Here is a 13,513-nt window from a genome sequence, read left to right as displayed (position 1 = left end):
GGGCCGGATTGCGCGGACCCAACGGGACGATGGGACACCAAGCGCGGGCCGGCGTCAAGGCGCGCGTGACGCGCGCCCCGCGGCTTCTGAAGGGCCCGGCAGATCAAAGGGTCAGCAGATCATGGGGCCAGCAGCTCGCAGATCATCGCGACATGCGCCTGGCGGCGCTCGGGCAGCGGCATGCCGCCCTCCGGATCATGCAGCGCGGCCATGACGACCGTATGGACGACGGGCGCGAGCAGCAGCCAGGGATGGTCCAGCGCCACGCTGTCGCGGCACAGCCCGCGCTGGCGCGCGAGCGCCAGCAGGCGCCCAAGGTCGGCCAGGTTCGCGGCGGCCGTCTCCTGGCGCCAGCGCGCCGCCACGTGCGGCACCCGGCCGCTTTCGGCCAGGAGCAAACGCATGGTGCTGACCATGGCCGGGTTGGCGAGGCTCCGGTGAAGATGGTCGGCGATGCCCTCGGCCAGGTCGCGGGCCGTCGCGGCCGCACCGAGAACGGCATCGATGTCGAGGCGCGACGGGCTCAGGTGGCGCTCGAGCAGGGCGACGAAGACGGCTTCCTTGCTTGGAAAGTGGGCATAGAGCCCCCCCTTGGACAGGCCGGCGCGCAGCGCGATGTCGTCCATCCGGGCGCCGGCATAGCCCGCCTGGGAAAACTCCAGCAATGCGGCGTCCAGGATCTGCCCTGCCCGCACGGCCGGAGGAAGACGACTGCGCTGCCTGTCCATCCCTGCTGCTCCCGTGTGATGTCCAGCCATTAAAAACCGACCAGTCAGTCGCTAACTTGATCCGCGTCAAGGAACGTCCGGGTCGGGTTGGGCAGAATAGGCCCATGCCCCTGGTGCAGGGAGTCAGCCCGGGTCCGCAGGCCACAAGCCTGGTCCCCCAGGCCACTCCCGCCCCCTTGCGCTGGAGAACCGCTGCATGACCGCCCCTGCGTTTACCGCCAAGATCGCCGCCCGATTGGCCCCCGCCGCCCTCGCGGCGCTGCTGGCCGCCGGCTGCACCTCGCTGGCGCCCGATTACGAGCGCCCCGCCCTCCCGGTGCCGGCGGTGTATCCCGGGGCCGGCCAACCGGGGGCGGGCCAACCCGGGGCGGGCCATCCCGGGGCGGGCCAAGCGCAGGACGCCGCCGCATCGCAGCCCGCATCGGCGGCCCGCATCACCTGGCAGTCCTATTTCACGGACCCCGCGCTGCAGGGCCTGATCGCCACCGCGCTGGAAAACAGCCGCGATCTGCGCAGCGCCCTGCTGCGCGTGGAGGAGGCCCGCGCCCTGTACGGGATCCAGCGTTCGGACCAGTTTCCGACCGTGGGCGTGCAGGCCGACGGCTCCCGCTCCCGCGTGCCGGGGGACCTGAATCTCACCGGCCAGCCCCTGGTTTCCAGCCAGTACCAGGTGGGCCTGGGCATGGCCAGCTGGGAACTGGACTTCTGGGGCCGCGTGCGCAGCCTCTCGGACGCCGCGTTGCAGAACTATCTGGCCACCGAGGCCGCCGCCCAGGCCGCCACGCTCAGCCTGATTGCCCAGGTGGCCGACAGCTACCTGACGCTGCGCGAACTGGACGAGCGCCTGGACCTGACCCGCGAGACCATCGATTCGCGCGCGGAATCGCTGCGCATCTTCCGCCGCCGCTTCGAGGAAGGCGCGATTTCGAAGCTGGACCTGACGCAAGTGGAAACGCTGTGGCAGCAGGCCAAGGCGCTGGGCACCGAGCTGGAGCGGACCCGCGCCGCGCAGGCCCACACGCTTGAATTGCTGGTGGGCGCACCGCTGGACCTGCCCGCGAACCAGACCCGGCTGAACGACGACGCCGTCATGCACGCGCTGCCGGCGGGACTGCCGTCCGACCTGCTCACCAACCGCCCCGACATCGTCGCCGCCGAGCACCAGCTCAAGGCGGCCAACGCCAACATCGGCGCGGCGCGCGCCGCATTCCTGCCCAGCATCACGCTGACCGGCGCCTTCGGCACCGCCAGCGCGGAGCTGGACGGCCTGTTCGCCGGCGGCAGCCGCGCCTGGAATTTCGCGCCCAGCATCAACCTGCCGATCTTTGACGCGGGCCGCAGGCAGTCTTCGCTGGACCTGACCGAAGCGCGGCGCGACCTCGCCGTCGCCAACTACGAGAAGACGATCCAGACCGCCTTCCGCGACGTCTCCGACGCGCTGTCCACGCGCCGCTGGCTGGCCGAACAGGTCGAGGTGCTGCGCGCTACCGTGGCCGCGCAGGCCGAGCGCGAGCGCCTGGCCCAGCTGCGCTACGACCACGGCGCCTCGCCGTATCTGGAAGTGCTGGACGCCAAGCGCGACCTGCTGGCCGCGCAGCAGCAGCTGGTGGAAACGCGCCGGGCGCTCCTGTCCAGCCGCGTCGGCCTGTACGCCGCGCTCGGCGGCGGCACGCAAGCGCCGCCGCCAGGCCCCGACACTCCCCGCAGCTGACCGAACAAAAATACCAAGGACCCGCCGCCATGCGCCTGCCCACCCGAAAACTGATTCCCCTGCTCGCCGTCCTGGCCGTCGCCGCGGCGGGCTACTACGGATGGCGCCTGATGGCGGACACGGGGCCCGGCGAAGGCTTCGTCAGCGGCAACGGCCGGATCGAAGCCACCGAGATCGACGTCGCCACCAAGCTGGCCGGCCGCGTGCAGGAAGTGCTGGTCATCGAGGGCGACTTCGTGTCGCCGGGCCAGCCGCTGGCGCGCATGCAGATCGATACGCTGCAGGCGCAGCGCGAGGAAGCGCGCGCCCAGCACCAGCAGGCGATCAACGGCGCGGCCAGCGCCGCGGCCCAGGTCGCGCAGCGCGAGAGCGACAAGCTGGCGGCCGAGGCCGTGGTGGTGCAGCGGGAAAGCGAGCTGGACGCGGCGCGGCGCCGGTTGGCCCGGTCCGAAACCCTGTCCAAGGAAGGCGCCTCGTCCATCCAGGAACTGGACGACGACCGCGCCCGCGTGCGCAGCCTGCAGGCGGCCGTGAACGCCGCGCGCGCGCAGGTGACCGCCGCCGCGTCCGCGATCGACGCCGCCCGCGCCGCCCAGGTGGGCTCGCAGTCGGCCATCGCGGCGGCCCAGGCCACCGTGGCCCGCATCGATGCCGACATCGCCGACAGCGAGCTGCGCGCCCCGCGCGCCGGCCGCGTGCAGTATCGCGTGGCGCAGCCCGGCGAAGTGCTGGGCGCGGGCGGCAAAGTGCTCAACATGGTCGACCTGGCCGACGTCTACATGACGTTCTTCCTGCCCGAGCAGGCCGCCGGCCGCGTCGCGCTGGGACAGGACGTGCGCATCATCCTGGACGCCGCCCCCGAATACGTCATTCCCGCCAAGGTGTCTTTCGTGGCCAGCACCGCGCAGTTCACGCCCAAGACCGTCGAGACCGCCAGCGAGCGGCAGAAGCTGATGTTCCGCGTCAAGGCGCAAATCAGCCCCGACCTGCTGCAGCAGCATCTGAAGCAGGTCAAGACCGGCCTGCCGGGCGTGGCGTGGCTCAAGCTCGACCCCGAAGCCCAATGGCCCGCCAATCTTGAAGTCAAGGTGCCCTGATGGCCGCCGCGCCCGTCGTCTCGCTGTCGGACGTCAGCCTGCGCTACGGCGCGACGCGGGCGCTGGACGGCATCACGCTGGACATTCCGGCGGGACGCATGGTGGGCCTCATCGGCCCGGACGGGGTCGGCAAGTCCAGCCTCCTGGCGCTGGTCGCGGGCGCCCGGGCCGCGCAGCAGGGCAGGATCATGGTGCTGGGCGGCGACATGGCCAGCAGCCGTCACCGCGACGATGTCTGCCCGCGAATCGCCTATATGCCGCAGGGCCTGGGCAAGAACCTGTACCCCACGCTGTCGGTGGAAGAGAACCTGCAGTTCTTTGCCCGCCTGTTCGGCCATGACGCGGCCGAACGCCGCCGGCGCATCGACAGCCTGACCCGCAGCACCGGCATGTCCGCCTTCCTGTCGCGGCCCGCGGGCAAGCTGTCCGGCGGGATGAAGCAGAAGCTGGGTCTGTGCTGCGCGCTGATCCACGATCCGGACCTGCTCATCCTGGATGAACCCACCACCGGCGTGGACCCGCTGGCGCGCGCGCAGTTCTGGGACCTGATCAACGACATCCGCCAGGAACGCAGCGGCATGAGCGTCATCGTGGCGACCGCCTACATGGACGAAGCGCAGCGCTTCGACTGGCTGATCGCCATGGACGAAGGCCGCGTGCTCGCCACCGGCACACCCGCCGAACTGGAACAGCGCACCGGGGCCGACTCGCTGGAGGCCGCGTTCATCGCGCTGCTGCCCGAAGAAAAGCGGCGCGGCCACAAGCCCGTCGAGATCGTGCCGCTGGCGCTGGACGACGACGCCGAGATCGCCATCGAGGCGCGCGACCTGACCATGCGGTTCGGCGACTTCGTGGCGGTGGACCATGTCAATTTCCGCATCCGCCGCGGCGAGATCTTCGGCTTCCTGGGCTCGAACGGCTGCGGCAAGTCGACCACCATGAAGATGCTGACCGGCCTGCTGCCCGCCAGCGAAGGCCAGGCCTGGCTGTTCGGCAAGGAAGTCGACCCGCGCAACATCGATACCCGACGCCGCGTGGGCTACATGTCGCAGGCGTTTTCGCTGTACGGGGAACTGACCGTGCGGCAGAACCTGGTGCTGCACGCCCGCCTGTTCCACGTGCCCGAGGCCGACATTCCCGCCCGCGTGGACGAAATGGTGGATCGCTTCGGCCTTGCCGACGTGCTGGACACGCTGCCCGAGAACCTGCCCATGGGCGTGCGTCAGCGCCTGTCGCTGGCGGTGGCCATGGTGCACAAGCCCGAACTGCTGATCCTGGACGAACCCACATCGGGCGTGGACCCAGTCGCGCGCGACGGCTTCTGGCGCCTGCTGATCGCGCTGGCGCGGCAGGACCAGGTCACGATCTTCATCTCGACGCATTTCATGAACGAAGCCCAGCGCTGCGACCGCATGTCGCTGATGCACGCGGGCAAAGTGCTGGTCAGCGCATCGCCGGCCGAGATCACCCGGATGCGCGGCGCGAAGACACTGGAAGAGGCATTCATCGCCTACCTGATCGACGCGGGCGCCGGCACGGCGGCCGAGGCCGGCGCGGCGCCTCCCGCGGCGGACGCCCAGGCGCCCGCCAAGCCGCCGCGGCAGGGATTCAGCATCGGGCGTGCCCTGAGCTACATGTGGCGCGAATCCCTGGAGCTGCGGCGCGACCCCGTGCGCGCCACGCTGGCGCTGATGGGATCGCTGCTGCTGATGTTCGTGATGGGCTACGGCATCAGCCTGGACGTCGAGGACCTGCGCTACGCCGTGATGGACCGCGACCAGACCAGCCTGAGCCAGAACTACGCCCTGAACCTGTCCGGCTCGCGCTACTTCATCGAACGACCGCCCATTGCGGACTACGCCGACATGGATGCGCGCATGCGCAGCGGCGAACTGTCCCTGGCGATCGAGATCCCGCAGGGCTTCGCGCGCGACGTGCAGCGCGGCAAGAGCGCGCAGATCGGCGTCTGGATCGACGGCGCCATGCCGCAGCGCGCGGAGACCATCCGCGGCTACGTGATGGGCATGCACCAGGGCTGGCTGGCGCAGCAGGCCCGCGAAAAGCTGGGCTTGAGCGCGGACTCGCCCGTAAGCGTGGAAACGCGCTTTCGCTACAACCCCGATGTGCGCAGCCTGCCCGCCATGGTGCCGGCGGTGATCCCCCTGCTGCTGCTGATGATGCCGGCCATGCTGACCGCGCTGGCCGTGGTGCGGGAAAAGGAACTGGGTTCTATCATCAACCTGTACGTCACGCCCGTGACGCGGCTGGAGTTCCTGCTGGGCAAGCAGGCGCCGTACGTGGCCCTGGCCATGCTGAATTTCCTGCTGATGACCCTGCTGGCGGTGACGCTGTTCGGCGTGCCCATCACCGGCAGCTTCACCACCCTGCTGGTCGCCGCGCTGATCTACAACGTGGTGGCGACCGCCATCGGGCTGCTGGCCTCAACCTTCACGCGCAGCCAGATCGCGGCGCTGTTCTTCACCATGATCGGCACCCTGGTGCCCGCCGTGCAATTCGCGGGGCTGCTCAATCCGGTCTCGTCGCTGGAAGGCGGCGGCAAGCTGATTGGACAGGTCTACCCCGCCACGCACATGCTCACCATCAGCCGCGGCGTGTTCAGCAAGGCGCTGGACTTCCACGACCTGCAGAGCTCGTTCTGGCCCCTGCTGATCGCGATCCCCGTCATCCTGGGCGCCTCGGCACTCCTGTTGAAGAAGCAGGAGACCTGACATGCGGCACCTGGCCAACATCTACCGCCTGGGCGTCAAGGAACTCTGGAGCCTGGCGCGCGACCCGATGATGCTGATCCTGATCCTCGTGTCGTTCACGCTGATGATCTACACGGCGGCCACGGCGGTGCCGGAAACGCTGCACAACGCGCCCATCGCCGTGGTGGACGAGGACAACTCGCCGCTGTCGGCGCGCATCGTGTCGGCCTTCTATCCGCCGCACTTCACCCCGCCCCAGATGGTCGCCTCGTCCGAGGCCGACGCGGGCATGGACGCGGGGCGCTACACCTTCTCGGTCAACATCCCGCCCAACTTCCAGCGCGACGTGCTGGCCGGCCGGCCCGCGCAGATCCAGCTGAACGTGGACGCCACGCGGATGAGCCAGGCCTTCACGGGCAGCAGCTACATCCAGCAGATCATCACGGACGAGATCAACGAATTCGCGAAGCGCTACCGCGCCGCGACGGAACTGCCGGTGGACCTGGCGGTGCGCATGCGCTTCAACCCCAACCTGACGCAGTCCTGGTTCGGCGCGCTGATGGAGATCATCAACAACGTCACGATGCTGTCCATCATCCTGACCGGCGCGGCGCTGATCCGCGAACGCGAGCACGGGACGATCGAGCACCTGCTGGTGATGCCCGTCACGCCCACTGAAATCATGGTTGCCAAGGTCTGGTCGATGGGGCTGGTCGTACTGGCGTCCGCTGGGCTATCGTTGACTTTCGTGGTGCGGGGCCTGCTGCACGTGCCGATCGAAGGATCGGTGGCGCTTTTCCTGGCCGGCGTGGCGCTGCACCTGTTTGCCACGACCTCGATGGGCATCTTCATGGCCACGCTCGCACGCAGCATGCCGCAGTTCGGCATGCTCCTGGTACTAGTGCTGCTGCCCCTGCAAATGCTGTCCGGCGGCACCACGCCCCGCGAAAGCATGCCGGAGTTCGTGCAGAACATCATGCTGGCGGCGCCCACGACCCACTTCGTGGAACTGGGCCAGGCCATCCTCTATCGCGGCGCGGGCATAAGCGTCGTATGGCAACCCTTCCTGGCGCTGGCGCTGATCGGCTCGGTCCTGTTTGCGTTATCCCTGGCGCGCTTTCGCAAGACCCTCAGCCAGATGGCGTGAGGCCCGTTTGTATTCGTTTCCCCTTACCACTCTTTTAAAAGGACGGATGATGAAGAAGACCAATGCCTCCATGCCCCTGGGCCTCGCCGGCGCCAATGCCGCCTATTGCCAGCGCCTGTCCCTGCTTGCGCAGGAAAGCCAGCAGCGCTGGATCGAGCTGGGCCAGCGGCTGGCCAGCGACGGCGCCAACCAGTACCTGGCCGCGCTGGCTCCCCTGAAGCCGGCCGGCAACTGGCAAGAGCTTGCGCCCGCGATGGGCGAACTCACGCGCAAGCGCTGGCAGTGCCAACTGGAAGCCAGCCAGGCCCTGACGCACGCCGCGCTGCAGGAACAGGCCGTGATCGCCGCCGGCCTGGGCGAAGCGATGAGCGAATGGTTCAGGAACGCCACCAGCGCGGGCGCGGTCGTCAATGAGTCGCCCTTGACGCAAATGTGGTCCACCATGGCGAACCAGATGGCGGCCGCCTGCTCGGCCATGCGCGACGCCAGCCAGCCGGGAGGCCATCATGACGGCTAGGCGCACGGCCCTGATCACGGGCGGGGCCGGCTGCCTGGGCCGCGCCATCGCGGTGGCGCTGCACGACGCCGGCCACGACGTCATCGTCACCTACCATTCCAGCGAAAGCGCCACGCGCGACTGGGTCAACGAGGAGGCCGCCAAGGGGCGCAAGTTCGACATGTACAAGGTGGACGTGGCGGACTTCGATTCCTGCCAGGCGCTGGTCCGGCGGCTCGAGGACGACGGGCGCCAGATCGACATCCTGGTCAACAACGCGGGCATCACCCGCGACGCCAGCCTGCGCAAGATGTCGGCCGACAACTGGGCCGAGGTCATGCACAGCAATCTGGACTCGATGTTCAACTTGACGCAGCCGCTGTGCGGCCCCATGGCGGACCGGGGCTGGGGCCGCATCGTGAACATCTCGTCCGTGAACGGCAGCAAGGGCGCGTTCGGCCAGACCAACTACGCCGCCTCGAAGGCGGGCATCCACGGCTTCACCAAGTCGCTGGCGCTGGAGCTGGCCAAAAAGGGCGTCACGGTGAACACCGTGTCGCCGGGCTATCTGGCCACGCGCATGGTGCAGGCGGTGCCGCAGGAGGTGCTCGACGAAAAGATCCTGCCGCAGATCCCGCTGGGCAGGCTGGGCCAGCCCGAGGAAATCGGCGCGCTGGTGGCCTTCATCTGCAGCGACGCCGCGGGTTTCATGACGGGCAGCAACGTCGCCATGAACGGCGGCCAGCACATGTACTGACGTACTGACGAACGGCGGCCGGCCCCGCGCCGGCCCGCGTCACTAAGGTTGTCCTGTTGCCAAGGCAAAGGTGCAACCCACCCCAAAAAACATTGTTTGAAACACAAGGTAACGGGTTAACCCCATATTGTTGGGCCGCCCGCTGCCTCGTATATTTGCATCCACTCGATCAGGATTGGATGCAATTTCTTCTCTTGGTATCCATTTTCCTGTCCCGGTAAGCGCCAGAAGCCCGCCGCTCCTGGCTTTTCAAGCACCGCCGGCATCAACACGCACCAGACGCGGGTCCGGCAGTCCTCCGAGGGGAAACACCATGCAATTCAACGTTCGTCCGCTAGTCGCCGCCACCTTCCTCGTGCTGTCGCTGACCGGCGCGGGCGCCCAGGCGCAGGAAACCGTGAAGATGGGCGCGGTCCTGTCGCTGACCGGCGCCAACGCCACCGTGGGCGAGGACGTGCGCCGCGCCGTCGACCTGGCCGTCGAAAAGGTCAATGCCGATGGCGGCGTGCTGGGCAAGAAGTTCGCCGTGGTCATCGAAGACTCCGGCGGCAACCCGACCACCGCGCTGAACGCGGCGCGCAAGCTGGTCAGCGTGGACAAGGTGCCGGTGGTCATCGGCGAATACTCGTCGGGCATCTCCATTCCGCTGGGCCAGTACCTGGTGAAGGAAGGCGTGACCCACATCAACATCGCCAGCACCAGCGTCAAGATCCGCGACCTGGGCGCGACGTCCTTCAACCTGATCGGCCTGGAGGACAAGGGCAACAAGTTCTCGGCCAAGGACACCTGGGACCAGGGCTACCGCAACGTGGCGATCATTGCGCCCAACAACGCCTACGGCCAGGGCGTGGCGCACGGCTACAAGGAAGAGTTCGAGAAGCTGGGCGGCAAGATCGTGACCGAGGTCCTGTACACCGCCGGCCAGTCCACCTACCGCCGCGAACTGCAGCAGATGTCTCGCAGCAACCCCGACGCCTACATCTACACCGCCTACGGCCAGGAGTCGGCCGTCATCAACCGCGAAGCCTTCGAGCTGGGCCTGCGCAAGACGCCGTGGTACGGGATCCTGCTGAGCATGTGCCTGAGCGATACGCCGGCCGACATCGCGCAAGGCCAGATCGGCATGGAAGTCGGTTCGGTGCTGGGCCCGAAGGGCCGCGAATACGCGGACGCGTTCAAGGCCCGCTACAAGGAAGGTTTCAAGACGTCCTACACGGGCTATGCGTATGACGCCGTGCTGCTGACCGCCGCCGCGATGAACCAGGCCAAGTCGACCGCGCCGGCCGACATCCAGGCCGCGCTGACCCAGCTGGGCCAGAAGGGCTACGAGGGCGTCACGGGCTTCATCAAGTTCGACGGCGACCGCCAGCGCGTCGACCCGCCGTACGCCAAGCTCAAGTCCGATCAGGGCAAGATCGTGGTCCGCTGACAAGGCCTTGGCCGGGCTCGCCGCGGAGCGGGTCCGGCTTTTTTTCCGCCGTGCGGCCCCGATGCGGCGGGGCTTTCAAGATGTCTTTCGAGCAAACAAGATGATCCAGATTCTGGTCGACACGCTGCTGCGCTGCTCGGACCTGGCGTTGATCGCGCTGGGCCTGAGCATGGTGTACGGGCTGGTCAAGTTTCCCAACATCGCCCACGTGCAATACGCCATGGTGGGCGCGTATCTCACTTATGCGCTGAGCGCGGCGGGACTGCCGCTGGCGCTGGCGCTCCTTGCCGCCTGCGCGCTGACGGGCGCCATGGCGCTGGCGTTCCACCTGCTGGTGTTCCGCCGGCTGCTGCGCGCGGGCCCGGCCATCACCATGATCGGTTCGCTGGCGCTGTCCATGCTGCTGATCGCCTTCTGCCAGGGCATCGCCGGGTCCTTCCCGCTGATGTTCAAGCTGCCGCTGGCCACCCCCATCCGCCTGGGCGACGCCAGCGTCACCGTGACACAGATCGCGTCGGTAAGCACCACCGCGATCCTGCTGACCGGGTTTGCGCTGCTGCTGTTCTACACCCGCGCGGGCCGCGCGATGCGGGCCCTGGCGTGCAATCCCGCGCTGGCCGACGCCAGCGGCCTGAACGCCTCGCGCATCACCTGCCAGGTTGCGTTCTGCAGCGGCGCGCTGGCCGGCCTGGGCGGCGGCCTGCTGGCGCTGTCCACGGGCGCGCACATCAACCTGGGCACCGACCTGCTGCTGCCGGTGTTCGCCGCCGCCATCCTGGGCGGCCTGGGCAATCCGCTGGGCGCGGTGGCCGGCGCGTTCCTGATCGCGCTCACCGAAACCCTGGTGACCAACCTGAACTTCGGCTGGCTCTACGCCAAGCCCGTGGCGTTCCTGCCCGTGGCCTACATCAGCGCCGCATCCTTCCTGATCCTGCTGCTGGCCCTGCTGTTCAAGCCGTATGGGCTGTTCGACCGCGAGGTGCGCCGTGTTTGATTTCCTGATCTCGTCGCTGACCTTCGGCGCCATCTTCGCTCTGATGGCGCTGGGGCTGAACCTGCAGGCGGGCCTGGCGGGCCTGCTGAACTTCGGCCACATCGCGTTTGCCGGCATCGGTGCCTACGGCACCGGCATCGCCGTGCATGCCGGCTGGCATCCCGCGCTGGGCGCGGCGGCTGGCGTCGCCGTCGCCGTGGCGCTGGGCTGGGGCATCGCCCGGCTGGGCAGGCAGCTTGCCGCCGACTACTGGGGCATCGCCACGCTGGCCATCGCGGAAATCATCCGCACCATCGCCACCAACGAACTCTGGCTGACCAACGGCGCGCAGGGCATCAGCGGCATACCCGCGCTGTTCGACGGCATGCCGGGCAAGACCGGCGCGCTGGCGTTCCTGGCCCTGGTGCTGGCGCTGGCCGCGGCCGCCGCCGTGCTGCTGCGCCGCCTTGCCTATGGCCGCTTCGGCCGGGCCCTGCGCGTCATGCGCGAAGAGCCCAAGCTGGCCGCCTGCATGGGCTACGACCTGATGTCGCTGAAGTCGCGCGCGGTGATGGCGGGCGCCGCGGTGACCGCCGTGGCGGGTTCGCTGTATGCGCACTACATGAGCTTCGTCGGCCCCGACTACCTGGTGGCATCCGAGACTTTCCTGCTCTGGACCATGCTGATGATCGGCGGCATCGGCAACTTCTCCGGCGTGGTGCTGGGCGTGGTGCTGGTGCAGGCCGCCTACACGCTGGTGCCGTTCGCCAAGGACGCCTTCGGCTTCGGCTCCGACATTGCCGGCGCCCTGCGCCTGGGACTGATCGGGTTCATCCTGCTGGGATGCCTGTTGTGGCGCAGCGAAGGGCTGCTGCCGGAAAAGATGAGGAAAATGCCATGACGGCCCCCTATGCATTGCAGGTCGATTCCGTGGCCAAGGCCTTCGGCGGCAACCGCGTCCTGGAAAAGGTCGGATTCAACATCCGGCCCGGCGAAATCGTGGGCCTGCTGGGCCCCAACGGTTCCGGCAAGAGCACCTTGCTCAACACCATCACCGGCTTCGAGGCCATCGATGCGGGCAGCGTCACGTTCGAAGGCCGGCGCATCGATGCGCTGAGCGCGCACCGCATCGTGCAGGCGGGCATCGCGCGCACTTTCCAGCTGCCGTCCATGCCCGCCAAGATGTCCGTTGCGGAAGTGGCGATGGCGGCGTCGGTCGAGCATCACGGCCTGTGGGAGAACCTGTTCGGCCTGCGGGCCGCGCGCGAGGCCGAGGCCCGGGCGCGCGAGCAGGCCAACGCGCTGCTGTACCAGCTGCTGCTGTCGCCCGTGCGCGACCAGCCCGCCGCGGCGATCTCGGGCGGCCAGAAGAAGCTGCTGGGCATCGTGTGCGCGCTCATGGCCCATCCGCGCATGCTGATGCTGGACGAGCCCACCGCCGGCGTGCATCCCAATCTGCGCAGCGACATCGTGGGCGCCCTGCAGCGCCTGAACGCGGCCGGCATGACCATCGTGATCGTCGAGCACGACATGCACTTCATCCGCGAGGTCTGCCACCGCTGCATCGTGCTGGACCGCGGACATATCGTGGCCGACTGCCGGCCCGACGAACTGGCCTCCAACGAGCGTGTGCTGGAAGCCTACCTGGGCGGCGCCGCCGCCAAGCCCGCCGCCACGGGCGCCACCGCCGGCCCCGTGCTGCGCATGGGGGTCGCATGATGAGGGACAAGATGATCGAAGTGGAAGACGTCGTGGCCGGCTACACCCGCGACGTGGACATCCTGCGCGGCATTTCGCTGTACGCGGGCAAGGCCGAAATCGTGACGCTGCTGGGCCCCAACGGCTGCGGCAAGTCCACGCTGCTCAAGACCATCGCCGGCTACCTCAAGCCGCGCGAGGGGCGCGTGATGCTGGGCGACGCGGATATCTCGCGCTTTCCCGTGCACGAAAAGATCCTGCGCCATGGGCTGGGGTTCGTGCCGCAGACGGAAAACGTCTTCACCGCGCTGTCGGTGCGCGAGAACCTGCAGGTCGGCGGCAATGCGCTGGACAAGCAGGTCTGCGAGGACCGTATCCGTACGCTGTGCGAGCACTACCCGGTACTGGGGCGCAAGCTGCAGGCCCCGGCCGCGTCGCTGTCCGGCGGCGAACGCCAGATCCTGGCGCTGGCGCGCGCACTGATGCCCGCGCCCGGCCTGCTGCTGCTGGATGAACCGTCCGCGGGCCTGTCGCCCAAGACGCTGGGCGAAGTGTTCGAGGCGATCCAGCGCATCCGCGAAAAGGAAAACGTGACCATCCTGATGGTGGAGCAGAACGCCATGGAGGCGCTGCGGATCTCGGATCGCGCCTATGTGCTGTCCATGGGAACGGTCGCCATCACGGGCGATGCGCAATCGCTGATGAACGACGAGCAGGTGCGCGAACTGTATCTGGGCGGCCGGGCCGCCTAGCGCCGTCCCCCGGCGCG

General features: G+C 68.4%; 12 protein-coding genes. 11 read left to right on the top strand and 1 reads right to left on the bottom strand.

Annotation, left to right across the window (positions count from 1 at the left end):
- Positions 1-119 precede the first annotated feature (119 nt).
- Entirely contained in the window at positions 120-728 is a 609-nt protein-coding gene (locus ABE485_RS12710; RefSeq protein ID WP_346515736.1) for a TetR/AcrR family transcriptional regulator, read from the bottom strand.
- Between the two features lie 196 nt (positions 729-924).
- Between ABE485_RS12710 and ABE485_RS12705 the strand changes: the two genes are divergently transcribed.
- The 11 genes from ABE485_RS12705 to ABE485_RS12655 all read left to right on the top strand — a co-directional run bounded on the left by ABE485_RS12705 (position 925) and on the right by ABE485_RS12655 (position 13,496).
- On the top strand, positions 925-2,439 hold the full coding sequence (locus ABE485_RS12705) for an efflux transporter outer membrane subunit (RefSeq protein ID WP_346515653.1): 1,515 nt from the start codon (positions 925-927) through the stop codon (positions 2,437-2,439).
- Between the two features lie 29 nt (positions 2,440-2,468).
- Positions 2,469-3,536: an HlyD family secretion protein gene (locus tag ABE485_RS12700; protein ID WP_346515652.1), complete on the top strand. Its 1,068-nt coding sequence runs from the start codon at positions 2,469-2,471 to the stop codon at positions 3,534-3,536.
- Complete coding sequence (gene rbbA / locus ABE485_RS12695; protein WP_346515651.1) at positions 3,536-6,265, top strand: ribosome-associated ATPase/putative transporter RbbA; 2,730 nt, start codon at positions 3,536-3,538, stop codon at positions 6,263-6,265. Before ABE485_RS12700 ends, rbbA begins: the two co-directional genes overlap by 1 nt.
- A gap of 1 nt (position 6,266) precedes the next feature.
- Positions 6,267-7,391 (top strand): ABC transporter permease, encoded by a 1,125-nt coding sequence (locus tag ABE485_RS12690; RefSeq protein WP_346515650.1) that lies wholly within the window; start codon positions 6,267-6,269, stop codon positions 7,389-7,391.
- Between the two features lie 49 nt (positions 7,392-7,440).
- Positions 7,441-7,908, top strand: coding sequence for a hypothetical protein (locus ABE485_RS12685; protein WP_346515649.1), 468 nt, complete (start codon positions 7,441-7,443; stop codon positions 7,906-7,908).
- A complete protein-coding gene (gene phbB, locus ABE485_RS12680) occupies positions 7,898-8,644 on the top strand; it encodes an acetoacetyl-CoA reductase (protein ID WP_346515648.1) in 747 nt (248 codons plus the stop codon). Before ABE485_RS12685 ends, phbB begins: the two co-directional genes overlap by 11 nt.
- Positions 8,645-8,957: 313 nt before the next feature.
- Entirely contained in the window at positions 8,958-10,073 is a 1,116-nt protein-coding gene (locus ABE485_RS12675; protein WP_346515647.1) for an ABC transporter substrate-binding protein, read from the top strand.
- A 100-nt stretch (positions 10,074-10,173) separates the two neighbouring features.
- A complete protein-coding gene (locus ABE485_RS12670) occupies positions 10,174-11,067 on the top strand; it encodes a branched-chain amino acid ABC transporter permease (RefSeq protein WP_346515646.1) in 894 nt (297 codons plus the stop codon).
- Positions 11,060-11,947 carry a branched-chain amino acid ABC transporter permease gene (locus ABE485_RS12665; protein WP_346515645.1) on the top strand — a complete coding sequence of 296 codons (888 nt, stop codon included), beginning with the start codon at positions 11,060-11,062 and terminating at the stop codon, positions 11,945-11,947. The genes ABE485_RS12670 and ABE485_RS12665 overlap by 8 nt, the downstream gene beginning before the upstream one ends.
- The gene (locus ABE485_RS12660; protein ID WP_346515644.1) at positions 11,944-12,765 is read left to right on the top strand and encodes an ABC transporter ATP-binding protein; all 822 of its coding nucleotides are present in this window, start codon (positions 11,944-11,946) and stop codon (positions 12,763-12,765) included. Before ABE485_RS12665 ends, ABE485_RS12660 begins: the two co-directional genes overlap by 4 nt.
- 11 nt (positions 12,766-12,776) lie before the next feature.
- Positions 12,777-13,496: an ABC transporter ATP-binding protein gene (locus tag ABE485_RS12655; protein ID WP_346515735.1), complete on the top strand. Its 720-nt coding sequence runs from the start codon at positions 12,777-12,779 to the stop codon at positions 13,494-13,496.
- Positions 13,497-13,513: the final 17 nt, after the last annotated feature.

The organism is Achromobacter spanius, assembly GCF_039673305.1.
In the GTDB taxonomy this organism is placed as follows: Bacteria; Pseudomonadota; Gammaproteobacteria; order Burkholderiales; family Burkholderiaceae_B; genus Achromobacter; species Achromobacter spanius_F.
The sequence above is the reverse complement of the archived record's forward strand: the minus strand, read 5'-3'. Positions and strand labels throughout refer to the sequence as shown.